The following is a 22287-nucleotide window of genomic DNA, read 5'->3' as shown; positions in this document are numbered from 1 at the left end:
CAAGCAGTCATGACTATCGCCGCAGAACAGGAAATGCCGCGCTCCAAACGCAGGTCGAGCCTGATCCGCTCGCCGCAATTCTCTTCGCTCGTCATCCTGATTGTCCTGCTGGCGATGTTCGCGATCGCCGACGGGAACTTCCTGTCGCCGCTCAACATCTCCAACATGATGGCGTTCCTGCCCGAACTCGGCATCATCGCGCTCGGCATGACGCTGCTTCTGACGGCGGGCGAGTTCGACCTTTCGGTCGGCGCCGTGTTCGGCCTTGCGCCGGTCGTCGTCATGCTTTTGGTGCAGAACGGCGGGTTCGATATCGGCATCGCGCTGCTTGCCGGCCTGCTGCTCTGCATAGCGATCGGTGCGGTCAACGGGCTGATCGTCACCAAGATCGGCATCTCCTCGTTCCTGGTGACGCTGTCAATGCTGCTCGTCGTGCGAGGTGCTGCGCTCTACATCACGCAAGGCTTTCCGCTGAAATCCTGGGACCAGCCTGGCTTTTTCGTGACACTGCTGGCCGGCAGCTTCAATATCGGAACGTTCCGTTTCTATACCTCGCTGTGGTGGTTCATCGGCCTGTCGCTGCTGGCGATCTACGTGCTGCACTACGCCAAGCTCGGCAACTGGATCAGCGCCATCGGTTCGAACCGCAACGCTGCGGTGGCGCGTGGCGTGCCGGCCGACGCGGTCAAGGTCTGGCTGTTCATCCTGACCTCGGTGCTGGCGGGTCTGGCCGGCATGATCAGTGCGTTCCGCATCTCGGCCGCCTCGCCAGTGGCCGGCACCGGATACGAGCTCGAAGTGATCGCCATGGTGGTGGTCGGCGGCACGGCGCTGACCGGCGGGCGCGGCACCATCCTGGGCACCATCGTCGGCGCGCTGATGCTGCGCAGCATCCGCAACGGCATCGTGCTGATCGGCGTGCCCGGCCTCGCCTACAATATCTTCGTCGGCGTCATCATCCTTGCCATGCTCATCCTGCACGCTTTGCTGCAGAAGAACGCCGCCAGGAGCTGACCATGGAAGTGCTTCGACTGCACAATCTGCAAAAATCCTTCGGCAGCGTCCGCGCGCTGAAGAGCGCCTCCTTCACCCTCAACGAGGGCGAGGTGGTGGCCTTGCTCGGCGACAACGGCGCCGGCAAATCCACGCTGATCAAGGCGATCTCCGGCGTCTTCCCCGTCGACCGCGGCGACATTTATGTGCGCGGCCTAAAAGTCTCGATCCGCTCGACGCGCGGCGCCATGGATCTCGGCATCGAGACCATTCACCAGGACACGTCGCTGGCGCCGGACCTGAGCATCGCGCGCAATCTCTTTCTCGGTCGCGAGCCGGTCAATCTGAAATGGCTGGGCGTGTTCGCGCCGCTCGACCTCGCCAAGCTGCGTGATGCCGCCGCGGCACTTTTGAAGCGCGTCGGCATCTCGAAAAAACTCGACGCCGATGCGCTGGTCAGCACGCTGTCGGGCGGTGAGCGCCAGTCGATCGCCATTTCGCGGGCCATGCAGTTCGCCGCCAAGGTCATCATCCTCGACGAGCCGACCAACAATCTCGGCGTCGAGGAAACGCACGGCGTGCTGCGTTTCGTCAAGGAGATGCGCGCCGCCGGCCATTCGGTGCTTTTGATCACCCACAACATCCATCATGTCTTCCAGGTCGCCGACCGCATCATCGTCATGCGCCGTGGCGAGATCGTCGCCGAGCAGACGGTCGCCGATACCGATCTGCTGACGGTGGAGAGTATCATCACCGGCGCCGACATGTCGGCCCTGCTCAAGGAGACGAGAGCGAAGTGAAGGAACTGGCCGTCACATGGTAGAACTTTACGGCAAGACGCTTTCGCGCCGGCAGGTATCGGAACGGTCCGGCATGCTGTCGCAATTCGCCGGCGTGCGGCTGATGACGCTCGGCGACGGGGTGGAGCGCGGCATCCGCATGCTCGAATTCCGCACCGGCTCCGGCCTGCGCTTCACCGCGCTGGTCGACCGGGCGCTCGACATCGCCGATTGCGATTTTAGGGGCCAGGCGATCGGCTGGCATTCGCCGAGCGGCTTTCGCCATCCCGGTCTGCACGAATATGAAGGCGAGGAGGGGCTGGCCTGGGCGCGGTCGTTTTCCGGCCTGCTGCTGACCTGCGGCCTTGACCATATATTGTTCATGAACGAGGTCCCCGCCGACAGCTACAATTATCCGCCGAAGAAGACGGTGCGCCATTCGCTGCATGGCCGCGTCAGCACCATCCCGGCGCGATTGACCGGCTATGGCGAGACATGGGACGGCGACCGCTGCGTGCTGTGGGCCGAAGGCTTCGTTCAGCAGTCGACGGTGTTCGGCGAGGATCTGCATCTGCTGCGGCGGATCGAGGCCGATGTCGGCGGCAACGAGATCCGGCTGTCGGACCGCGTCGTCAATCACGGTTTTAGCCGCACGCCGCATATGTACTTTTATCACATCAATGTCAGCCATCCGGTGCTCGACGAGGGCTCGCGCTACCTGGCGCCGATCCGCGACGTCGTCTGGGCGGGCCATGCCGGCGAGCGCTATGAGGCGCAGAAGGTCGGCTACCGCACGGCGCCGGCACCGCAACTGGGCTTCACGGAACAGGTCTGGCAGCACGAACTCGGCGCCGACGCCAACGGCGACGTGCCGGTGGCGGTGGTCAACGACCGTCTCGGCCTCGGTCTCGAAGTCGTCACCCGCAAGCACCAGTTGCCTTGCGCCTATGAGTGGCAGAATTTCCAGGCTGGGCATTATGCGCTCGGCATCGAGCCGTCGACGCATCATGTGCTGGGCAATCTGGCAGCGCGCGAACGCGGCGAGATGATCTGGCTGGAGCACGGCGAAAGCCGTTCGTACGAAGCGGTGTTTCGGGTTCTCGACGGCGCCGGCGAGATCGCCGCCGCCGAGAGCCGGATCGCAGCGATTGCCAGGCAGCCGCGGGAGGATTATCCGCGGCCATCGGGTCATTTTCCTGTTCTCGGAGGCAGGTCGTGACAATGGCGAAGGCGGTGCGAAACACCGGTTGGAAGGCTGGCCTTGGCCGGAGTGGAGAGGGCTCGCGGCGGTTCGAAAATTGGAGGTCACAATGGCTGGCAAGGTGAAGCGCGATTACAGCCTGGTCGGCGAAAGCACGCGGATTGCGATCGAGACCGGGCTAGCCTCGGCGGAGTGGTACCATACCGAGGTGCCGCGCAAGACGATGAAGGAACTGATGCAACGTTCCGACAGTCCGGCAATCCGCGACACGGCCATCTGGCTGGGCGCCATCCTGGTCTCCGCCGCCGGCGGCGTTTACTTCTGGGGCACCTGGTGGTGCGTGCCGTTCTTCTTCGCCTATGGCGTGCTCTATGCCTCGGCCAGCGATTCGCGCTGGCACGAATGCGGCCACGGCACGGCTTTCCGCACGCGCTGGATGAATGATGTCGTCTACCAGATTGCCAGCTTCATGCTGATGCGCAACCCGGTGACCTGGCGCTGGAGCCATGCCCGCCACCACACCGACACCATCATCGTCGGACGCGATGCCGAGATCGCCGTGATGCGCCCGCCGGACCTGCTGCGCACCGCACTCGCCTTCACCGGTATCCTCGACTTTCGCTATTCGCTTCCGGCACTGGCACGCCAGGCGTTCGGCAAGCTGACGCCGGACGAGAAAAGCTACGTGCCCGAGATGGAACAGCTCAAGGCCGTCATCGCCGCGCGCTGGCATGTCGCCATCTACATCGCCACGATTGCGCTCGCCCTCACTATGCAGTCGTGGATACCGCTGGTGCTGATCGGCGGGCCGCGCCTCTACGGCACCTGGCATATGGTGCTGACCGGCCTGCTGCAGCACATCGGCCTGGCCGACAATGTGGTCGATCATCGGCTCAACAGCCGGACCGTCTACATGAACCCGATCAGCCGGTTCATCTACTGGAACATGAACTACCACGTCGAGCATCACATGTTTCCGATGGTGCCCTATCACGCGCTGCCCAGGCTGCACGAATTGATCAGACACGATCTGCCGGAGCCGAACCCATCGATGTGGCATGCCTATCGCGAGGTTTGGCCGGTCCTGCTCAGGCAGCTCAAATATGAGGATTATTTCCTCAAGCGCGAACTGCCGCCGACGGCACGGACCTATCGTGGCGAGTTCCACGAAGTGAACATGTCGGCAGCAGCTGAATAGCACTGTGCAGCAGCGCAAGGCGAAAATTCGGGAGAAAATAGAGATGGCCGATTGGGTCGAGGCGTGCACTGTGGACGATGTCGACGAAGAGGATGTCATCCGCTTCGATCATGACGGCCGCAGCTTCGCGATCTACCGTTCGCCGGATGACGAATTCTTCGCTACCGACGGCTTTTGCACACATGAAAAGGCGCATCTGGCCGATGGGCTTGTCATGGACGACATCATCGAATGCCCCAAGCACAATGGCCGCTTCAATTACAAGACCGGCCAGGCCAAGGGCGCGCCCGTCTGCGTCAATCTGCAGACCTATCCGGTGAAGGTCGAAGCTGGCAAGGTGATGATCCAGATCGCCTGACCGGCCTTCCATTCACGTAATATAGGGACCAGAATCGATGAGCCGGAAAAGACCGACGGTGGCAGACCTGCGCGCCATGAAGGGCAAGCGGCAATTGACCATGCTGCGGGTGCTGACGATGGACGAGGCCGAGGCCGCCGAACGAGCCGGGGTCGACATAGTCTCGGTGCCGCCGGAACTGGTGCTCGATCCGCAATACCGCGATGCCGCACCCAGCCTGTTCACCATGCCGGGCGACAATTTCTACGAGATCGGCACAGCCGACGATTTCGTCCGCTGGGCGTTCCGGCTCTACAAGGCGAGCGCCGACGCGGTTTATTGCAGCGCCGGCTTTGCCACTGTCAAACGGCTGGCCGATGACAATATCCCGGTGATCGGCCATGTCGGCCTGATTCCGTCGCGCGCCACCTGGACCGGCGGCTTCAAGGCTGTCGGCAAAACCGCCGACAGCGCCATGCAGATTTTCGAGGCAGTCAAGCAATACGAAGCGGCCGGCGCGATCGGCGCCGAGATCGAAGTGGTGCCGGTCGAGGTGGCCAAGGCGATTTCGGAGCGAACCTCGCTGATCATGCTGTCGATGGGGGCCGGCACCGGCTGCGACGCGCAATATCTGTTCGCCGACGACATCCTTGGCCAGAACCGTGGCCACATGCCGCGCCATTCCAAGGTCTATCGCAATTTTGCCGCCGAATATGACCGCCTACAGGCGGAACGCATCGCTGCTTTTTCCGAATATGTCGCCGACGTCAACAGCCTGGCCTATCCCGAAGACAAGCATGTGGTGCATATGGACCCGGATCAGCTCGGTCAGTTCATGGAGAAGATCGACGCCGGATGAGATGCTCCGGCCAGGACCTGCTGTGACCTTCTCCCACAACAGGGGAGATACCTTCTCCGCCGTGACAGGTCGCGAAACGACACGAAAGTTTGTTGGGCCATGTCTGGACGTCGTCGCCCAAATGCTGTTCAAACCGGTCCGTCATCGATTTGCCGGACAATCGCCTGGTTCCCAGTGGCGCGGGAAAAACTTTCGTACAGTTCTGCGCATGACCGCCATTCCCGAAAACAAAGCCTTGCCCGAAACCGCGACGGCGGCGCGGCAGGCGCGGCGCGTGGCATTGATCGTCGCCGTCGCCTTCTTCATGCAGCTTCTGGATTCGACGATCATCTCGACATCGCTGCCGCAGATGGGAGAATCCTTCGGCGTGCCGGCAGTGGCGATGAGCATCGGCATCACTGTCTACATGCTGACCATGGCGGTGTTCGTGCCGCTGTCCGGCTGGCTCGCCGACCGCTTCGGCGCGCGCAACATTTTCCTTGTGGCGATCGCCCTGTTCACGCTGGCCTCGATCGCCTGCGGCATCTCGCAGAACCTGACCCAGTTCGTCGCCGCGCGTGCCGTGCAGGGCCTGGGCAGTGCGCTGATGACACCGGTCGGCCGCATCCTGGTGCTGCGCAACGCCTCGAAGTCCGAGCTTCTCAACGCCACCGCGCTGATCACATGGCCGGCGCTATTTGCGCCGGTGATCGGGCCGGTGCTTGGCGGCTTCATCACCACCTATCTGTCCTGGCACTGGAATTTCTTCATCAACATTCCGCTCGGCGCGGCCGGCCTGGCGCTGGTCGCCCGCTTCATTCCCGGCGACCGCGCTTCCGAAACCAGGCCGCTCGACTGGCCAGGCTTCCTTGTGACCTCGGTCGGGCTCGCCTCGATGCTCTACGGCCTCGAGCGCATCGCCCATCCGCAAGACGGCGCATTGCCGACCGTGGCGCTGCTTGGCGCGGGCCTCCTGATCGGCTGGCTGGCCGTGCGGCACCTGGCGCGCGCCAAAAATCCGCTGCTCGACCTTGCGGCATTCAAGGTGCAGACTTTCGCCATATCGACGCTGTCGGCCGGCACCATTTTCCGGGTCTCCATCAACGCCCAGCCGTTCCTGCTGCCGCTGCTGTTCCAGGTCGGATTCGGCCTGAGACCCGTCGATGCCGGCATGCTGATCCTGGCTTATTTCCTCGGCAATCTCGGCATGAAAACGGTGACGACGCCGACGCTGAAGCGCTTCGGTTTCCGTTCGGTGCTGGTCGTCAACGGCGTGATCGCATCGCTGTCGATCATGGCCTGCGCGGCGATATCGCCGCAGACACCGCAAGCGCTGGTGGTGGCGCTGATGCTGATTGCCGGACTGACGCGGTCGATGCAGTTCACTGCGCTCAACACGCTGGCCTTTGCCGATATCGCTTCGGCGCAGCGCAGCTCGGCGGCGACGCTGTCCAGCATGCTGCAGCAGGTGGCGATGCTGTTCGGCGTGGCGGTCGCCGCGGCGCTGCTCAACCTGTCGCAGATCGCCAGGGCCGGGGCGGCGCCCGACCTGGTCGACTTCCGCCTCGCCTTGCTGGCGATCGGCGCCATCGGGCTCGTGGCCTCGTTCCGCTTCCTGGCGCTGCCGCTGGCCGCCGGCGCCGAGGTTTCGGGCCATCGGGCGTGACCTTCTCCCACAAGGGTGTTTGGAAGGGGGGCAGCGCGTCACACCGGCCGATATACCTTTTCCGCTGTGTTCCAAAAAATGTCCGCCTCTGCCGCCGCACCATGCTTGGCCACCGCCTCCCGGTGCTTCTTGATCAGTTCGGCGTGGCTGGTCCACAGCTTTTCGATCGGGAAGTTGGAGCCGAACATCAGACGGTCGCTGCCGAGGATGTCGATTGCGTTGTCGACGATGTAGGCGATCAGCGCCGGGTCGTTGCGGTGGACGAAGGTGCCGAGGCCGGACAGCTTGGCGTAGAGGTTTGGCGCCGCTGAAAGCGTGCGCAGGCCGGCCTTCCAGGCTTGCGTGGTTTGCTCCGACATGTCGGTCAGCATGCCGGCATGGGTGAGGATGAAATTGGTTTCAGGATTTTCGCCGACAAGCGTCAGCCCGTCCTTCATCTGAGCCGGGAAAAGCTGCAGGTCGAAGGTCAGACCATAGTCCTTCAGCCGCGCCACATTGGCCCGCACCTTCGGGTCGACGACCTGGTCGGCGGAGGCGGCAAAGCGGAAGGCCGGCGTTTCATGCCAGTGGAGCTGCATGCGCACGCCGCGCAGCAGGGGGTATTTGATCAGACGGTCGACCTGATGGCGCACATCGTCCACCGTCATGTCGGCATAGCCGACGATGGCATGCGGCCAACCGGTTTCGTTAGCCGTCGTCTGCAGCAAGGCGACTTCTTTCTCGAAATCCTCCTTGGCCCAGTTGGTCTGGACGTAGACCGCCTTCTCGACGCCAGAGCTTTGCTGGTCGGCGAGGAATTCCTCGATCGGGTAGTCGCGGCGGATCGGCTCGTAGGGCCCAAAAATGCGCGGCACCATCGGCCCGCGCAGCCAGGGCTGGTCCTCTCGGCGCCAGATGTGGAAATGCGCGTCTATCGCCTTCTGCATCATGAAACCCTTTTCCAGATTGCTGCGGCTGTCGGGGCAGGGCGGGCGAGCGACAGGATGAAATCGCTGAGACCCGAGATCGATGAGCCGTCGACGAGATCGTCGAGCACCGGCAGGATGGCGCGAAGTGCTGCCGTCGCCGGCTGAAAGCGCGGGTCGCCGGCCAGAGGCGTCGCCAGCGAAAGCCGGAAGGCGCGTGCGCTCAGCCGGCGCATCGCCATTTCAAGCTCGGCATGGTCGCCGCGCTCCAGCGCATCCGACAGGATGACGACCGCCGCCCCGCGTGCGAATGCGGAAAAGCGCGGCACCGACAGGAAGGCGAGCAGCGTCGGTCCCATGCGGGTGCCGCCGTCCCAGTCGTCGACCAGTGCTGCCACCCGCGCCAGCGCCTGGTCGCGGTCGCGAATGCGCAGCGCCGTGGTGATGCGGGTCAGCCGCGTGCCGAAGGTGAAAATTTCAGCCCGGTCCGCGCCTTGCACCGCTGCATGCGCCAGCTTGAGATATTCCGATGTGTAGAGCTTCATCGAGCCGGACACGTCGATCAGCAACAAGAGCTTGCGCGGCACGGTCTGCCGGCGGCGCAGCAGCGGCGACGGTATATCGCCGTCGGCACTGACGATTTCGCGCAGCGAGCGGCGCAGATCGAGCTTGCCGCGTGCGTGCGTGCGCACGGTGCGAAAGGAGCGGCGGGCGGGCAGGGCGCTAGCGAGCTTGCGGCGGAAAGCGGCAAGCCCGTCGCCGACGCGCTGGAAGTCGCGGGCGCTCAGCTGTTCTGCGCCGGACGACAGCGCGCCGCCTTCCTCCTGACGCGCCACCTCGTTCTCCTCGTGGCTGGCGCCGCCGTCATCCTTGATGCGGGTTTCCTCGTCGGCCTCGCCTTCGACTACGGCAACCGTGTTGCCGTAGAAATAACTTTGGAAATGCGCCTCGAATTCGTCGCGGCGGTCGGGCGGCGGCGCCAGCGTGGCAAGCGCGGCCTCGTGGATGTCGGCCATCGAGCGGGGCCCGAGCAGCGTCACCGCCTGCATGAAGCCTGACACCTGCTCGGGCGCAACCGGAAAGCCGTAGCGGCGCAGCAGCCGGCCAAAGCCGAGCAAGGGTGCAGCCGCCCGGGGTAGGGCCGCGGGGCTCACGCCAATGCCTCCTCGACGATCCGGCCAAGCTCGGGGGCGATGTAGGACAGGTCCTCCTCATCCTTGATCAGCACGCCGATGGCGCGGCGGAACGCTTCCGGCCACGGGCTGCCGCCCTTTTCGAGGATCGTCGCGGCGTTCGCCCATTCGACCGCTTCGGCGATGCCGGGCGGCTTGGCCAGCGGGCGGGCGCGGATGTCGCGCACGGCCATAGCCACGGCGCGCGCCGTGGCGTTGGCGACGTCGCCGGCGCGCAGCATGATGATTTCGGCCTCGCGCTCGGCGTCGGGATAGGTGATCCAGTGGTAGACGCAGCGCCGCCGCAGCGCCTCCGCCAGTTGGCGGGTGCGGTTCGAGGTCAGGACGACGATCGGCTGCGCTTTGGCGCGGATGGTGCCGCGCTCGGGAATGCTGATCTGGAAATCGGACAGGAATTCCAGCAGCAGCGCTTCGAACTCATGGTCGGAACGGTCGATCTCGTCGACCAGCAGTACGCGCTTTTCCGGCGCCTTCAGCACCTGCAGCAGCGGCCGCGCGATCAAAAAACGGTCGTCATAGATGTCGACCTCATGCTCGCCGGCATGGCGGATGGCGAGCAACTGGCGCTGGTAGTTCCATTCGTATAGCGCGTGTGCGGCGTCGATGCCTTCGTAGCATTGCAGCCGCACCAGGTCGCGCCCGAGCAGTTCGGCTATCGCCTTGGCCGCCTCGGTCTTGCCGACGCCCGGCGCGCCTTCGAGCAGCAGCGGCTTGCCCAGCCGGATCGCCAGGAAAATGGCGGTGGCCAGGCTTTCATCGGCCAGATAGCGCGAGGCGGCGAGGCGCGATGCCACCGCCTCCGGCGAGATCACGACAGTGTCGGCGCTTCTAGCCCGGGCGCTTCTTTTGGGCATTTCCAGCACTCAGTTCGAGGCTTGCGCCTTCAGCGCCCGCAGGATGCGTTCCGGCGTGATCGGCAGCGTGTCGATGCGCACGCCGACGGCGTCGAAGACCGCGTTGGCGACCGCCGGGATTTGCGGGTTGGCGCACATTTCGCCCGGCCCCTTGGCGCCAAAGGGTCCGTCGGCCGAGGGCCTCTCCAGCACGATGATCTCGGTTTGCGCAAGATCGCCTGGTCCCGGCATCAGATAGTGGTTGAAGTCGGTGCCGCCATGATCGCGGTCGGGGTAATAGGGTTCCGTCGTCTCGTAGAGCGCGTGGCTGATGCCCATCCACGAGCCGCCGACGAGCTGCTGCTCGACCATTTTCGGGTTCAGCGCGCGGCCGATCTCGAAGACATTCTTCACCGTCAGCACGGTGACCTCGCCGGTTTCGTCGTCGACCTCGACCTCGGCCACGGTGCAGGCGTGCGCATAGCAGGTCGACGGTTTCATCGCGCCGGTTTCTTTCTCGGGAGAGGAGCGCGGGATCAAAAACATGCCGCGGCCGGAAATCGAGCGGCCACGCTTGAAATGCGCCGACAGCGCGACATCGAAGATCGAGATCGATCTTTGCGGCGCGCCCTTGACCAGGACGTTGCCCTGGCCGTCGGTCTCGAGGTCCGAGGCGTTCACTTCCAGCTCCTCGGCCGCCACTTCCAGCATCACCTGGCGGGCTTCCCTGGCCGCCTGGATGACGGCGTTGCCGGCGCGGTGCGTGCCACGCGAGGCGAAGGTGCCCATGCAGTGCGGGCCGGTGTCGGTGTCGGCGGTGTCGACGACGACGCGGTCGGTAGGCACGCCGATCGTCTCGGCACAGATCTGCGCCATGATCTGCTTCATGCCCTGGCCGAGATCGACGCTCGACAGCGTTACCATGAAATTGCCGGTCGGCGTCGAATGGACCAGCGCCTGGGTCGGGTCGCCGCCAAGATTCATGCCGGTCGGATAGTTGATCGCGGCGACGCCGCGCCCGCGCCTGATCGCCATTTCAAGCTCCCTTCGCGTAGGACGACATCGCCATGAATTTTTCCGCCACCGGCCAGTTGGCGGCGCGCGAGGCTTCCTGCATACACTCGATCAGCGCCGCGCCCTCGGTCGGCTGGCGGTGCGCCTTCATGTCGCCGTCGCGGTAGGCGTTGATGAAGCGGAATTCAAGCGGGTCCATGCCGATCAGCCGAGCGAGCTTGTCCATCTGCACCTCAAGTGCGAAATCGCCGATGGTGACGCCGAAGCCGCGCATGGCGGAGGAGGGGGTGCGGTTGGTGTAGACGCAGTAGGTGTCGATCCAGACATTCGGGATGGTGTAAGGGCCGGGATAGTGGCCGGCGCCCTTCTGCGCGCCATAGGGCGAGTGGCGCGAATAGGCCCCGGCATCGGTGTAGCCGGTGACTTTTCTGGCGACGATGCGGCCATCCTTCATGACGCCGTCCTTGATGACGACCTTTTCGGCGGCGCGCGGCGAGGAAATCTGCATCTCCTCCTCGCGGCTGTAGATGAAGGAGACCGGCCGCCCGGTCAGCTTGGCGCCGAGGATGGCGATCGGCTCGACGATGACGTCGACCTTGCCGCCAAAGCCGCCGCCGACGGTGCCGCCGACGAAATGCAGTCTGTTGCCGGGCATCTGCAGGATGATCGAGGCGTTGTCGAGGGTGAAGAACATCGCCTGCGTATTGGTGTAGCAGGTGAAGCGGTCGTCGCCCTCCGGCGCGACGATGCAGCCGGTCGTCTCAGTAGGCGCGTGCTCGATCGGCGACGATTGATAGGTCTGTTCGAGCACGTGATCGGCGCCGGCGAAACCGGCCTCGACATCACCGAAGCGCACCTTGCGGCATTCGCCGCTGTCATAGAGGTAATAATTCCGGCCGTGATATTCGTTGACAACAGGCGCGCCGGGCTTCAGCGCTTCTTCCATGTCGAAAACGGCCGGCAGCACCTCGTAGTCGACCTTGACCTTGGCCGCCGCTTCCTGGGCGGCACGCTCGGTCTCGGCCAGCACCGCCACCACGGCTTCTCCCTTCCAGCGCACCTTGCCGTCGGCCAGCACCGTCTCGTCCTCCGGGCCGATCTGGATCAGGATCAGGATGGTGTAGACATTGTGCGGCACGTCCTTGGCGGTCAGGATTTTCACCACGCCCGGATGCATCTGCGCCTCTGAAGTGTCGATGCTGCGGATGCGGGCGTGATGATGCGGGCTGCGCACCATCTTCAGATGCAGCATGCCTGGAAAATTGCGGTCGGCGAAATAGGCGGTCTTGCCGGTGACGTGACCGGGCGAATCGGAGCGCGGCCGTGGCTGGCCGATCTCGTGCAGATCGTCCGTGCGCTGGTCGGCGAAATAGCTCTTGCGGAGTTCCATTTTTTCGACTCCCCTCAAGCTGCGTTCTGCGAATTGGACCGCGCGGCGGTCAGCACCGCCTGGATGATCGGCTCGTAGCCGGTGCAGCGGCAGATATTGCCCGACAGCGCCTCGACCACCTCGTCGCGGCTGGGGTCCGGCGTGTGATCGAGCAGCACCTTGGCGGCCATGATCATGCCCGGCGTGCAGAATCCGCATTGCGTGGCGAAGGCGTCGAGGAAGGCGCGCTGCAAAGGATGCAGCACGCCGCCTTGCGAAAGCCCTGACGTCGTGGTGATCGCCGCACCGTTGCAGGTTTCGGCCAGCGTCAGGCAGGACAGCCGCAACTCGCCGTCGATGATGACTGAACAGGCGCCGCATGTGCCCTGATGGCAGCCGCCCTTCGGCGAGGTGTCGCCGATCTTGTCGCGCAGCGCATTGAGCAGCGTCGTGCCGCTGTCGATGAATTCGGCCTTTTCCACGCCGTTGAGAGTGAACTGAACCGGGATTTTTGCCATTTTTTTTTCTCCTTGCGCCGCAGCCAGGCGGACATGCGCCATTGGCTTTCAGGCGAGCAAAAGCCGGCCGAGATGGACCGGCAGGACTTCGTTGCGATACCAGGCACTGGCGACCGCATCGGTAATCGGCGAGGTGCCGTCGTTCGCGACGGCCAGCGCCGGCGCGATGCCGTCGCTGGTGAGTTTTCTGCCGAGCAGCGCCTTCTCCGCCGCCTTGGCGCGCATCGGCCGGTCGGCCATGCAGCCCAGCGCGATGTGCGCCGATGACACGGTTCCGTCCGGCGCTCGTTCCAGCACGGCGGCGATGCTTAGCACCGAGACGCCCTTCGGCTTGACCCTCGATATTTTCAGGAAGCGAAAGCCGCCTTCCAGTGGCAAGCTGAAGCCTACCGAAGTGACGATGGCGTGATTGTCTTCGCGTTTTGCGAGGAAGGTTTCGATCGGCACCTCGCCATCGTCGGTGCCGACGGTTGCGCCCAATGCCAGCAGCGCGACGGTGAAATCGCCATAGGGCGCCGGGGCGAAGAGATTGCCGCCGATGGTCGCCATGTTGCGGATCGCCGGGCCGCCGACGGCGCGCGCGGCGCGGGCAAGGGAAGACAGATCCGGGTGACGGGCGATCGCCGCCATGGTCACCGAAGCGCCGATGCGGACCTCCCTGCCGGAAACGGTGATGGCCGACAGCGCCGGTTCGGTCGACCTGATGAGGCCGGAGACCGAAACGTCGCCTTCATTGGCGGCGCGCACGACCAGCGTGCCGCCGCCGAGATAGCGGGTGCCGGCGGCTTTCAGCGCCGCACTGGCGTCCTTGACCGTCGAGAAAGTCTGCAGTGCAAGCGCCATGGAACGCTCCTTTTTGTGAGCCCCGTTCAGCTCAACCCTGGCCGGCGAAATGGGTCTTCAGGGCGTTAAAGCCGCCCTGGAAGACATTGGCGCCCATGCCCTCGGCCAGCTTGTCGGCTTCCTCTGGAGCCGCGTCGAAGCTGGCGGTCCATTCGGCATAGGTGCGGTCGCCATCGGTCACCCGGCGCAGCTGCAGCGTCGCCTGGTGGTTGGTCAGCGGCTGCGGCGTCTCCAGGATGGAGTAGCTGACGAGGAAATTATCGTCGGAGAAGTCGAGCAGCTTCTCGCGGATGCGGGCGCCGCTGGCGAGCTGGAAATTGCGCACGCAGCCGATCGTGCCGGCGTCCTTGCCGTCCTCGATATGGCTTTCGACCATGCGCGGGTGCCAGTTCGGCAGCCCGTTGAAGTCGCGTATGCGCGCCCAGACCTTTTCGACCGGTGCGTCGATGACGCTGGAGACGGTGACTTTCGCCATATGATGCTTCCCTTGCAGATAGCTGTGTCGCGAGGGTAGGGCGGCGAGCCCGGCAGCACTTATCAATGCGTCTTGAACGCCTATCAATAAGTCTGAAAAAAACCGGCAATCTGAAAAAAACGGGCAGTGTGAAAATGGCTCAGGAAATGGCCCGCGCCGCCTCGCGATAGAGTGTCGGGGGAACGCCGACATGGTCGCGGAAGAAGCGCGAGAAATTGCCCTGCGTGGTGAAGCCGAGATTGCAGGCGACCGAGATCAGCGGTTCCTGCGACCACTGCAACTGCCGCACCGCTTCCTCCATGCGCAGCGTGTTCCAGTAGACATTGGGCGTCAGATTGGTCTGCTCCTTGAACAGCGCGAAGAAATGCGGCCGCGACAGGCCGACGCTGCGCGCCACCTCGTCGAAGCAGATGCGTTCGCAGACATTGGCCTTCATCAGCTGGATCGCCTTGCGGACACGGAAATCCTGCACGCTGTGGACGCGGGCGCGCGCCACTTGTGGCGCCGAGGCGTCGGCGGCGTCGAGCACGCTGTCGATGAAGCGCTCGATCTCGTAATTGGCGATGTCGTCGATGCTCTCATTGTCGCTGAGATGATCGAGAAGATTGGCTGCCGCCTTGTGCAGCCACGGCTCCAGCGTGATCGCCGGTGCCGAAAACAGCGGCGCGGTCGACGGCAGGTCGCGGCGCCGGCGCGCCCAGTCCGGATCGATGTAGAAGGCGAGGAACAGGCCGGGCCGGCCGTCGCGGGACAAAGCGTGGCTGTGCGGCTGGAAGGAATTGATGCCGGCGGCGGTGCCGGGTCCAAGCCGCACCGTCTCGCGGCCGATGGTCATCTCGCCGGCCGTGCCTTCCAGCCAGATGATGATATGCGCCTCGACATGGGCATGGGTGACGAAGTCGCTGGCGACGTTCAGGACAGAAACATGTCCGAACCGGCCCCAGTAGAGCCTGATCGCTTCCGTCATGGGTATATCCTCCCGCAGGCGACTGGCCTCCCTTCGCCTGCAATCGGGATAGTGCTGCTCAGTCCGGGTCCGCGTCAAGGCGCATGTGTGCGCCTGGCAGCCGCCACGCGGCGTGCCGACCGATTTTCAGACTGAGCGATAGCAACGAAAACGAATAGCGCTTTCTGTCGCCGGCCAACGTATTTACCTGCCGGAGCGGTTGTATCCATGGAGAATGCAATGACTTGCCAGCCGCGCTGACCGGAATCACTGGCTCACCCTCGCCATCCGGCCATGGAGGTGGCGGCCAACAGGGCAAAGCAGCACAAGAGATGAGGAGCTTTGAATGAACACTGGACTTGGAAACCTCTCGCCTGCGACTATCAAGGGTTCAACCTGAAGATTGGGAGCCCTATTATCCGATCTTTTCAGCCCCGGAGACATCGCGGTTTTCCGATTTTCCACGCAAGCCTACCGAGAAGCGGACAAGAGGGTTCGTGAACTGGATGGTCCGCGTTTCCCAGCAGTCCAAGGGATTCGGCTGGATGGTGCGTGATCGCGGTACTGGGGTTCTCTTGGGCTGTATCCGCCTGAATTCGATCGACAAGCCAGCGTCGCTGGCGATCATCGGTTACGAGTTCGGTAAGTCCTTCTGGGGGACGGGATACGCCACCGAAGCATTGATCGCTGTCACCATACACTGCCATGAGGCCATGAAGCTTTATCGGCTGGAGGCTTGGACAGTTGAGGGGAACCCGGCATCGGATCGCGTGCTCACAAAAGCGGGGTATCGGCACGAGGGTACCCAGCGAAAGAAAATGGTCATACGCAAGCGGCGCTTCGATCGGCGGCTATTTGGACGACTGGCCGATGATTGAAGTGGGGAAACCGGACGTGAAATCGCAGTCGCATTCTGGTTAACTGAGTCCTCGCCCTCCTTCTTTCCTTTAGCGTCTGAGCGAGCCATGTCGATTTCCGATGCTATCTACGGTCCCTTCGAAAATTTGATCCGGCCACTCGATATTCCCTACCGGCCGCTGCCCTCCAAGGGGCCCGTAACCGTCCTTCTGCACTTCATCTCGATGTTCCGTGGCGTGCTGATCGCGCTCGCACTTTCTTCCATGACAATCGAGGCTATCAACCTGACCATCGTCTGGGGGCTTTCGGTCATCGTCGATGGCGTATCGCAGAAGGGCGCATCCGCCTTCTTGCACAGCGAATGGCCACTCCTGACTTTTCTCGGGTTTCTGATATTTCCGGCCATGCCAGTCGCCTCGTTCCTTCTGAACACACTCAATTCGCATACGCTCGGCGTCGGCATGCCGGCCGCTATCCAGTGGCAGGGTCACAAGGCGGTCGAGCGGCAGGATCTGGCGTTTTCCCACGACCTTTTTGCCGGACAGGTCGCATCGCGCCTGTCACAGGTAGCATCGGCCGTCCAGCAGCAGATCATCGCCGCCTTCCAGTCCATTCCGCGCTTCTTGTTGCAGATGGTCGGCTCCGTGGTTCTGCTCAGCGCGTTATCCTGGCAGCTCGCCCTGCCGGTCGTCGTCTGGATTGCGCTTAATGTGGCGCTCGCCATCAGGATGGCGCCGATATTCGTCGAACGCTCGCGCAGCACCGCCAAGCAGCGCAGCTTGGTGGCCGGCGCCATCACCGACCTCTACACCAATATGCAAATGATCAAGCAATTCGCGGCCGAAGACAGCGAGGCTGGCGCAATCCGTCGCATCATTCAGAAGACCATACAGACGCAGCACAAGGAACAACGCATCTACCGCACGTCGGAACTGACTGTCGTGGCGCTTAACATGGCACTCTGGCTAGCGATGCTTTCGATTGGCTTTTCGGGCCTCGTCCACGCCTTTCTCACAGTCGGCGAGTTCGTCGGCGCGGTCTATATTCTGCAACGGCTGTCTGGTCACACCTTCACGTTCCTGCAGATGGGCCAGCAGATCTTTCAGGCAATCGGAACGATCAAAGACGCGATGCCCGTGATGACGACGCCGCCCACCATCACAGATCGGCCTGACGCGGCGAGCCTCACGGTCAATAGCGGCGAAATTCGTTTCCAAGACGTCTGCTTCGCATACAAGTCCGGGAAGCATGTCATCGATAATCTGTCGCTAACGGTTCGGCCCGGCGAGAAGGTGGGGCTGGTCAGCCTCTCCGGGGCCGGCAAGACTACGCTGGTGAGTCTGCTGCTACGCTTCTACGACATCAGGGACGGCGCGATCCTGATCGACGGGCAGGATATCCGCACGGTCACACAGACGAGCCTGCGACAGTCGGTCGGAGTCATCGCCCAGGACGTTTCGCTGCTGCACCGTTCGGTCGGCGACAATATCCGCTGCGGCCGACCGGAGGCGACGCAGGACGAGATCGAACAGGCGGCGAAGACGGCAAGAGCCGATGCATTCATTGTCGATCTTGCCGACGGCGAAGGCCGCAAGGGCTATGACGCCTTCGTTGGGGATCGTGGCATCAAGCTCTCTGGCGGTCAGCGCCAGCGTATCGCCATCGCGCGCGTCTTGCTGAAGGACGCGCCGATCCTTGTGCTTGACGAAGCGACCTCCGCCCTGGACAGCGAATCCGAGGCGGTCATCCAAGAAAAACTCAATTTCGTGATGGAGGGGAAGACGGTGATTGCCATCGCACATCGCCTTTCGACCATTGCCAGAATGGACAGGATAGTGGTGCTCGACCGGGGCAGTATCGTGGAAGAAGGCAAACCGGACGAACTGGTCGAACAGGATGGCTTGTTTGCCCGCCTGTGGAAACGCCAGACAGGCGGCTTCATTCCCGAAGAATTAGCATAGCCTCGTCGGGTGACGAACACGTTTGCAAGGTCGCGAAAGCGCCATTCTGGCACTCAAGTGGCAGGGCAGCTATAACACCACAGCCGGAGAAGAGGTGAAATGACAGCTCCCTGTCTCACTCGTTGCGCCGGAAATTGCGGAGCCGGTCGAACAGGACCGCCATCAGAATGGCACCGCCGATGAACACCCCCTGCCAGAAGGCATTGATGCCGAGCAGGCCGAGGCTGTTGCGGATCACTTCGATCAGCGCCGCGCCGACGACGGCGCCAAAGGCCGTGCCCATGCCGCCGGCTAGGTTGGCGCCGCCGATGACGGTGGCGGCGATGACCTGAAGCTCCATGCCGTTGCCGAGATTGGTGGTGACGGCGCCCAGCCAGCCGGTCTGGATGATGCCGGCAAGGCCTGCCGCCAGCGCCGAGATCATGTAGACCGCGACCTTGATCTGGCGCACCGGAACGCCGGTCAGCGTCGCCGCATGCTCGTTGCCGCCGATGGCGAAGATGTGCCGGCCGAATTTCGTCCAGCGCAGGACGAAGCCGGTGATCAGCGCCAGCACGATCATGTAGAGCACCGGATTGGCGATGCCGAACACAAAGGCGCCGCCGCCCAGCGCCAGAAGCTTGTCGTGGTCGGGCCCGAACTGGAAGACGACGGTGTTGTTGGAGGCGACCATGGCGAGGCTACGCGCGATCGACAGCATGCCGAGCGTCACCACGAAGGGCGGAAACCCGAGATAGGCGATCAGGATGCCGTTGAAGGCGCCGATGATCAGCGCCGTCGCGATCGCAGCGGCAATGCCGACCTCGATGCCGTAGCCGGCATGCATGGTCACCGCGAGCACCATCGAACACAGGCAAAGTACCGAGCCGACCGACAGGTCGATGCCGCCGGTGATGATGACGAAGGTCATTCCGAGCGCGACGATGGCGACGAAGGTGATGTTGCGGGTGATGTTGTAGAGGTTCTTCGTCGTGGCGAAGGAATCGGTGGCGACGGACAGGAACAGGCAGGCGAGGATGACCGCGATCACCACCCAGAAGGTCTGGCTGGCAAACACCCTGGTCAGCAAAGTGTGCTGTTTCTGCGCGATCGTCTGGTCAAGAGTTACTGCCATCGTCGACCTTTATCTGCTTGCGTGGTGAAACCGGCTGGCATCAAACCTGTTCGATGGCGCCGGTGATGAGCCCGGTGACTTCCTCGGGCGAACTCGACGCGATCGTCTTGTCGGCGACCTTGCGGCCGCGCCGCATGACGATGACGCGGTCGGCAACGTCAAAGACGTCGGGCATGCGGTGGCTGATCAGCACGACGGCAATGCCCTGGTCGCGCAAATGGCGGATCAGGTTCAGCACCTCGGCGACCTGCCGGACCGAGATCGCCGCCGTCGGCTCGTCCATCAGCACGATCTTGGCCTGCGAAAGCATGGTGCGGGCGATCGCCACCGCCTGGCGCTGGCCGCCCGACATCTGCTTGACCAGATCGCGCGGGCGGGTTTCGGATTTCAGCACGGCAAAGATCTGGCCGGCGCGCTTGTACATCGCGGCGTAATCGAGGATGCGAAACGGTCCGACGCCGCGGCGCAGCTCGCGGCCGAGATAAACATTGGCGGCGGCCGTCAGATTGTTGCACAACGCCAGATCCTGATGGACGATCTCGATGCCGTGCTGGCGCGCCTCCACCGGCTTGTGCAGGATCAGCTCCTTGCCGTCCATCTGCATCGTGCCATGGCTCGGGCGGAAATTGCCGGCGATCATCTTGACCAGCGTCGACTTGCCGGCGCCGTTGTCGCCCATCAGCCCGACCACCTGTCCGGCCTCGATCGACAGCGAAACGTCGTTGACGGCCTGGATGGCGCCGAAATGTTTTGAGATGTTGGCGAGTTCGAGAACCGGCACCAGTCTGCTTCCTCCGTGCTTTCGGCCTGCGATCCTGCCGCGGCCTCGCCCTTCCCAGCTCCTCCCGGGAACCGCGCTTTCGCCCATTTACGCATATGCCCCCTTGCCGTCAACAGCGGCTTCTTTCGAAAAATCCGTTTTGTAGGACAAATAGCAATTGACGTCCGTCGCAAGCCGATATTAGCTAGGCGTCGGAGGAGATTATGCCGATCTCCTGCCCCGGTTCGCCGGGGCTGAGCAGGCGGAGGTTTATCGGTCGAGGATCTGGCAGCGTCCATATCGCGCTGGTCTGCAACCGCATCTGGAAATTCTTATCGGCCCGGCTTGACGACACGAGCGCTCGCGAAGCGAACCTCTGTCATCGCGCATCCGGGCTGGTCTGTGTGGCGGGCACGCCGTGTCCGTCTGTTTCAAGGGAGGACTGAAATGAGGAAGTCACTATTGCTCGCTGCCGTCGCCATGCTGGCGCTGGGCGCCGGGCCGGCTTTGGCCAAGAAACAGCTCGTCATCGTGGTCAAGGGGCTCGACAATCCGTTCTTCGAGGCCATCAACCAGGGTTGCCAGAAATGGAACAAGGAAAACGCCGACTCGGAGTATGAGTGCTTCTACACCGGCCCGGCATCGACCTCGGACGAAGCCGGCGAAGCCCAGATCGTCCAGGACATGCTGAGCAAGCCGGACACGGTGGCGATGGCCATTTCGCCGTCCAACGCACCGCTGATCGCCCAGACGATCAAAAGCGCCAATCCGTCGATCCCGATCATGACGCTCGACGCCGACCTCAGCAAGGAAGATGCGGGGCTGCGCAAGACCTATCTCGGCACCGACAACTACCTGATGGGCTACAAGATCGGCGAGTACATCAAGAAGGGCAAGCCGGATGGTGGCAAGATCTGCACCATTGAAGGCAATCCGGCGGCTGACAACATCCTGCGCCGCGCCCAGGGCATGCGCGACGCGCTTTCAGGCCAGAAGGATCTCCCGGCGCTCAAGGGCGAGGGCGGCTGGACCGAGGTCGCCGGCTGCCCGGTGTTCACCAATGACGACGGTGCCAAGGGCGTGCAGGCGATGACCGATATCCTCGCCGCAAATCCCGATCTCGACGCCTTCGGCATCATGGGCGGCTGGCCGCTGTTCGGTGCGCCGCAGCCCTATCGCGACCTGTTCAAGCCGATGGCCGACAAGATCGCCAAGAACGAGTTCGTCATCGGCGCCGCCGATACGATCGGTGATGAAGTGGCCATTGCCAAGGAGGGCCTGGTGACCGCATTGGTCGGCCAGCGGCCGTTCGAGATGGGCTACAAGGCGCCCTCGGTGATGATCGACCTGGTCGAAGGCAAGCCCGTCGCCGATCCGGTCTTCACCGGTCTCGACGAGTGCACCAAGGATACGGTCGATACCTGCATCCAGAAGTAGGTTCGCATTTTCGGGGCGTCCGCTCGACGGGCGCCCCGTCACGCCGGTTCACGAAAATCTACGAGGTGACGTGGCTGGGGCGAACCGCTCCTGCTTTGCCGCGCCTTGAGTTCAGCCTGTGCCGGGGAACATGGATGTCGGACGCCAGATCGAAAAAGCGACTTATCACGGTCAAGGGACGGGCTACGGTCAAGGCACGGGCCAAGGTCAAGGCACGGGCCAAGGTCAAGCCGCCGGTCGCCCGCCCGGCCGGCGCCCGCCGGACCGACGCGGCGCTGATCCCCGGATCGAGCGTGCATGCGTCGCTGGCCAACGAGATCGGCCTCAGGATCGTGCGCGGCGACTATCCGCCGGGAACCATCCTTCCCAACGAGGCCAAATGGTCCGAGACTTTCGACGTCAGCCGCTCGGCGGTGCGCGAAGCGATAAAAATGCTGATGGCCAAGAGCCTGCTGGCCTCACGCCCCAAGATCGGCAGCTGGGTCGAGCCGAAAGAGCGCTGGAACCTGCTCGATCGCGACGTGCTCGCCTGGTATGCGACAGCGCCCGATCGCGAAATGTTCCTGCGCACTGTCCAGGAATTCCGTCACATCATCGAGCCGGAAGCCAGCGCCTTTGCGGCGATCCGGCGCAGCGACGAGCAGATGGCCGAGATCAGCCAGGCCTGCCGGGAGATGGGCGAGGCGGCGACGCTGCCGGAGCGCACCCGCGCCGACACGCGTTTTCACCTGGCTATCCTGCGCGCCTCGGGCAACGACCTGCTGGTGCCGCTGGGCGTGCTGGTCGAATCGGCGCTCGATCATCTCTTCGTTTTCGTCACGCGCGAAACCAGCGACCAGCCTCGGGCGCAGGCGCTGCATGAGGCGATCGAGAAGAACATCCGCCTCCGGCGGCCGGCGGCAGCCCGCACCGCGGTGCACCGACTGCTCGCCAACACCGACGAGGTTATCGGGCGGTCGCGGCGGTAAGGTCAAACGCCATCGCTCTGAACGGCCAGGGAGCGGCGACTTGGAAGACTCACGTCGGGCCTGAAACCCCATATGCTTCGT

22 protein-coding genes are annotated in these 22287 nt (G+C 63.5%); 11 read left to right on the top strand and 11 right to left on the bottom strand.

All coding sequences use genetic code 11. The annotated features are described in order from the left end of the window. Positions 1-9 precede the first annotated feature (9 nt). From AC0L2R_RS12745 to AC0L2R_RS12715, 7 genes are all read left to right on the top strand, one after another. A complete protein-coding gene (locus AC0L2R_RS12745; RefSeq protein WP_473509268.1) occupies positions 10-1014 on the top strand; it encodes an ABC transporter permease in 1005 nt (334 codons plus the stop codon). Next, positions 1011-1793, top strand: a complete 783-nt coding sequence (locus AC0L2R_RS12740) for an ATP-binding cassette domain-containing protein (protein ID WP_167366554.1) — start codon at positions 1011-1013, stop codon at positions 1791-1793. The genes AC0L2R_RS12745 and AC0L2R_RS12740 overlap by 4 nt, the downstream gene beginning before the upstream one ends. Positions 1794-1809: 16 nt before the next feature. Continuing rightward, positions 1810-2991, top strand: coding sequence for an aldose 1-epimerase family protein (locus AC0L2R_RS12735; RefSeq protein WP_091599136.1), 1182 nt, complete (start codon positions 1810-1812; stop codon positions 2989-2991). Positions 2992-3082: 91 nt separating this feature from the next. After that, entirely contained in the window at positions 3083-4171 is a 1089-nt protein-coding gene (locus AC0L2R_RS12730) for a fatty acid desaturase family protein (protein ID WP_473509266.1), read from the top strand. A gap of 43 nt (positions 4172-4214) precedes the next feature. After that, positions 4215-4529, top strand: a complete 315-nt coding sequence (locus AC0L2R_RS12725; protein WP_128247706.1) for a MocE family 2Fe-2S type ferredoxin — start codon at positions 4215-4217, stop codon at positions 4527-4529. A gap of 37 nt (positions 4530-4566) precedes the next feature. After that, positions 4567-5367 carry a 3-methyl-2-oxobutanoate hydroxymethyltransferase gene (locus AC0L2R_RS12720; RefSeq protein ID WP_128170193.1) on the top strand — a complete coding sequence of 267 codons (801 nt, stop codon included), beginning with the start codon at positions 4567-4569 and terminating at the stop codon, positions 5365-5367. A 208-nt stretch (positions 5368-5575) separates the two neighbouring features. Then, on the top strand, positions 5576-7012 hold the full coding sequence (locus AC0L2R_RS12715; RefSeq protein ID WP_473509264.1) for a DHA2 family efflux MFS transporter permease subunit: 1437 nt from the start codon (positions 5576-5578) through the stop codon (positions 7010-7012). A 38-nt stretch (positions 7013-7050) separates the two neighbouring features. On the opposite strand, the gene AC0L2R_RS12710 is transcribed toward AC0L2R_RS12715, so the two are convergent. The 9 genes from AC0L2R_RS12710 to AC0L2R_RS12670 form a co-directional block, all read right to left on the bottom strand. Then, a complete protein-coding gene (locus AC0L2R_RS12710) occupies positions 7051-7938 on the bottom strand; it encodes an amidohydrolase family protein (RefSeq protein ID WP_473509365.1) in 888 nt (295 codons plus the stop codon). Further along, on the bottom strand, positions 7938-9014 hold the full coding sequence (locus AC0L2R_RS12705) for a vWA domain-containing protein (protein ID WP_473509363.1): 1077 nt from the start codon (positions 9012-9014) through the stop codon (positions 7938-7940). Before AC0L2R_RS12705 ends, AC0L2R_RS12710 begins: the two co-directional genes overlap by 1 nt. A gap of 53 nt (positions 9015-9067) precedes the next feature. Beyond that, the gene (locus tag AC0L2R_RS12700; RefSeq protein ID WP_473509262.1) at positions 9068-9964 is read right to left on the bottom strand and encodes an AAA family ATPase; all 897 of its coding nucleotides are present in this window, start codon (positions 9962-9964) and stop codon (positions 9068-9070) included. A gap of 9 nt (positions 9965-9973) precedes the next feature. Continuing rightward, positions 9974-10978 (bottom strand): xanthine dehydrogenase family protein molybdopterin-binding subunit, encoded by a 1005-nt coding sequence (locus AC0L2R_RS12695; protein WP_473509260.1) that lies wholly within the window; start codon positions 10976-10978, stop codon positions 9974-9976. Between the two features lies 1 nt (position 10979). Continuing rightward, positions 10980-12347 (bottom strand): xanthine dehydrogenase family protein molybdopterin-binding subunit, encoded by a 1368-nt coding sequence (locus tag AC0L2R_RS12690; RefSeq protein WP_473509258.1) that lies wholly within the window; start codon positions 12345-12347, stop codon positions 10980-10982. A gap of 14 nt (positions 12348-12361) precedes the next feature. Further along, positions 12362-12844 carry a (2Fe-2S)-binding protein gene (locus tag AC0L2R_RS12685; protein ID WP_236376878.1) on the bottom strand — a complete coding sequence of 161 codons (483 nt, stop codon included), beginning with the start codon at positions 12842-12844 and terminating at the stop codon, positions 12362-12364. A gap of 48 nt (positions 12845-12892) precedes the next feature. Next, positions 12893-13687 carry an FAD binding domain-containing protein gene (locus tag AC0L2R_RS12680; RefSeq protein ID WP_473509256.1) on the bottom strand — a complete coding sequence of 265 codons (795 nt, stop codon included), beginning with the start codon at positions 13685-13687 and terminating at the stop codon, positions 12893-12895. Positions 13688-13718: 31 nt separating this feature from the next. Further along, positions 13719-14162, bottom strand: coding sequence for an SRPBCC family protein (locus AC0L2R_RS12675; RefSeq protein WP_473509254.1), 444 nt, complete (start codon positions 14160-14162; stop codon positions 13719-13721). A 139-nt stretch (positions 14163-14301) separates the two neighbouring features. Further along, positions 14302-15129 carry an AraC family transcriptional regulator gene (locus AC0L2R_RS12670; RefSeq protein ID WP_287121277.1) on the bottom strand — a complete coding sequence of 276 codons (828 nt, stop codon included), beginning with the start codon at positions 15127-15129 and terminating at the stop codon, positions 14302-14304. A 338-nt stretch (positions 15130-15467) separates the two neighbouring features. On the opposite strand from AC0L2R_RS12670, the gene AC0L2R_RS12665 reads away from it, so the two are divergent. Both AC0L2R_RS12665 and AC0L2R_RS12660 read left to right on the top strand, forming a co-directional pair. Further along, a complete protein-coding gene (locus tag AC0L2R_RS12665) occupies positions 15468-15986 on the top strand; it encodes a GNAT family N-acetyltransferase (protein ID WP_473509252.1) in 519 nt (172 codons plus the stop codon). A gap of 87 nt (positions 15987-16073) precedes the next feature. Continuing rightward, positions 16074-17927: an ABC transporter ATP-binding protein gene (locus AC0L2R_RS12660; RefSeq protein WP_473509251.1), complete on the top strand. Its 1854-nt coding sequence runs from the start codon at positions 16074-16076 to the stop codon at positions 17925-17927. 115 nt (positions 17928-18042) lie between these two features. On the opposite strand, the gene AC0L2R_RS12655 is transcribed toward AC0L2R_RS12660, so the two are convergent. Both AC0L2R_RS12655 and AC0L2R_RS12650 read right to left on the bottom strand, forming a co-directional pair. Then, a complete protein-coding gene (locus AC0L2R_RS12655) occupies positions 18043-19041 on the bottom strand; it encodes an ABC transporter permease (RefSeq protein ID WP_128175099.1) in 999 nt (332 codons plus the stop codon). A 40-nt stretch (positions 19042-19081) separates the two neighbouring features. After that, positions 19082-19822: an ATP-binding cassette domain-containing protein gene (locus tag AC0L2R_RS12650; protein WP_027154335.1), complete on the bottom strand. Its 741-nt coding sequence runs from the start codon at positions 19820-19822 to the stop codon at positions 19082-19084. A gap of 426 nt (positions 19823-20248) precedes the next feature. Between AC0L2R_RS12650 and AC0L2R_RS12645 the strand changes: the two genes are divergently transcribed. Continuing rightward, positions 20249-21238: a sugar-binding protein gene (locus AC0L2R_RS12645; RefSeq protein WP_091599170.1), complete on the top strand. Its 990-nt coding sequence runs from the start codon at positions 20249-20251 to the stop codon at positions 21236-21238. Between the two features lie 134 nt (positions 21239-21372). After that, the gene (locus tag AC0L2R_RS12640; RefSeq protein WP_473509249.1) at positions 21373-22206 is read left to right on the top strand and encodes a FadR/GntR family transcriptional regulator; all 834 of its coding nucleotides are present in this window, start codon (positions 21373-21375) and stop codon (positions 22204-22206) included. Positions 22207-22287: the final 81 nt, after the last annotated feature.

The organism is Mesorhizobium sp. WSM4820 (genome assembly GCF_055811075.1).
The sequence above is the reverse complement of the archived record's forward strand: the minus strand, read 5'-3'. Positions and strand labels throughout refer to the sequence as shown.

What these genes read in the sequence shown, in the direction of transcription:
- AC0L2R_RS12700 (WP_473509262.1), bottom strand. Translation starts at nt 9,964, where the DNA reads ATGCCCAAAAGAAGCGCCCGGGCTAGAAGCGCCGACACTGTCGTGATC.
- AC0L2R_RS12640 (WP_473509249.1), top strand. Translation starts at nt 21,373, where the DNA reads ATGTCGGACGCCAGATCGAAAAAGCGACTTATCACGGTCAAGGGACGG.
- AC0L2R_RS12645 (WP_091599170.1), top strand. Translation starts at nt 20,249, where the DNA reads ATGAGGAAGTCACTATTGCTCGCTGCCGTCGCCATGCTGGCGCTGGGC.
- AC0L2R_RS12730 (WP_473509266.1), top strand. Translation starts at nt 3,083, where the DNA reads ATGGCTGGCAAGGTGAAGCGCGATTACAGCCTGGTCGGCGAAAGCACG.
- AC0L2R_RS12670 (WP_287121277.1), bottom strand. Translation starts at nt 15,129, where the DNA reads ATGACGGAAGCGATCAGGCTCTACTGGGGCCGGTTCGGACATGTTTCT.
- AC0L2R_RS12725 (WP_128247706.1), top strand. Translation starts at nt 4,215, where the DNA reads ATGGCCGATTGGGTCGAGGCGTGCACTGTGGACGATGTCGACGAAGAG.
- AC0L2R_RS12680 (WP_473509256.1), bottom strand. Translation starts at nt 13,687, where the DNA reads ATGGCGCTTGCACTGCAGACTTTCTCGACGGTCAAGGACGCCAGTGCG.
- AC0L2R_RS12695 (WP_473509260.1), bottom strand. Translation starts at nt 10,978, where the DNA reads ATGGCGATCAGGCGCGGGCGCGGCGTCGCCGCGATCAACTATCCGACC.
- AC0L2R_RS12720 (WP_128170193.1), top strand. Translation starts at nt 4,567, where the DNA reads ATGAGCCGGAAAAGACCGACGGTGGCAGACCTGCGCGCCATGAAGGGC.
- AC0L2R_RS12675 (WP_473509254.1), bottom strand. Translation starts at nt 14,162, where the DNA reads ATGGCGAAAGTCACCGTCTCCAGCGTCATCGACGCACCGGTCGAAAAG.
- AC0L2R_RS12655 (WP_128175099.1), bottom strand. Translation starts at nt 19,041, where the DNA reads ATGGCAGTAACTCTTGACCAGACGATCGCGCAGAAACAGCACACTTTG.
- AC0L2R_RS12715 (WP_473509264.1), top strand. Translation starts at nt 5,576, where the DNA reads ATGACCGCCATTCCCGAAAACAAAGCCTTGCCCGAAACCGCGACGGCG.
- AC0L2R_RS12685 (WP_236376878.1), bottom strand. Translation starts at nt 12,844, where the DNA reads ATGGCAAAAATCCCGGTTCAGTTCACTCTCAACGGCGTGGAAAAGGCC.
- AC0L2R_RS12690 (WP_473509258.1), bottom strand. Translation starts at nt 12,347, where the DNA reads ATGGAACTCCGCAAGAGCTATTTCGCCGACCAGCGCACGGACGATCTG.
- AC0L2R_RS12710 (WP_473509365.1), bottom strand. Translation starts at nt 7,938, where the DNA reads ATGCAGAAGGCGATAGACGCGCATTTCCACATCTGGCGCCGAGAGGAC.
- AC0L2R_RS12745 (WP_473509268.1), top strand. Translation starts at nt 10, where the DNA reads ATGACTATCGCCGCAGAACAGGAAATGCCGCGCTCCAAACGCAGGTCG.
- AC0L2R_RS12660 (WP_473509251.1), top strand. Translation starts at nt 16,074, where the DNA reads ATGTCGATTTCCGATGCTATCTACGGTCCCTTCGAAAATTTGATCCGG.
- AC0L2R_RS12735 (WP_091599136.1), top strand. Translation starts at nt 1,810, where the DNA reads ATGGTAGAACTTTACGGCAAGACGCTTTCGCGCCGGCAGGTATCGGAA.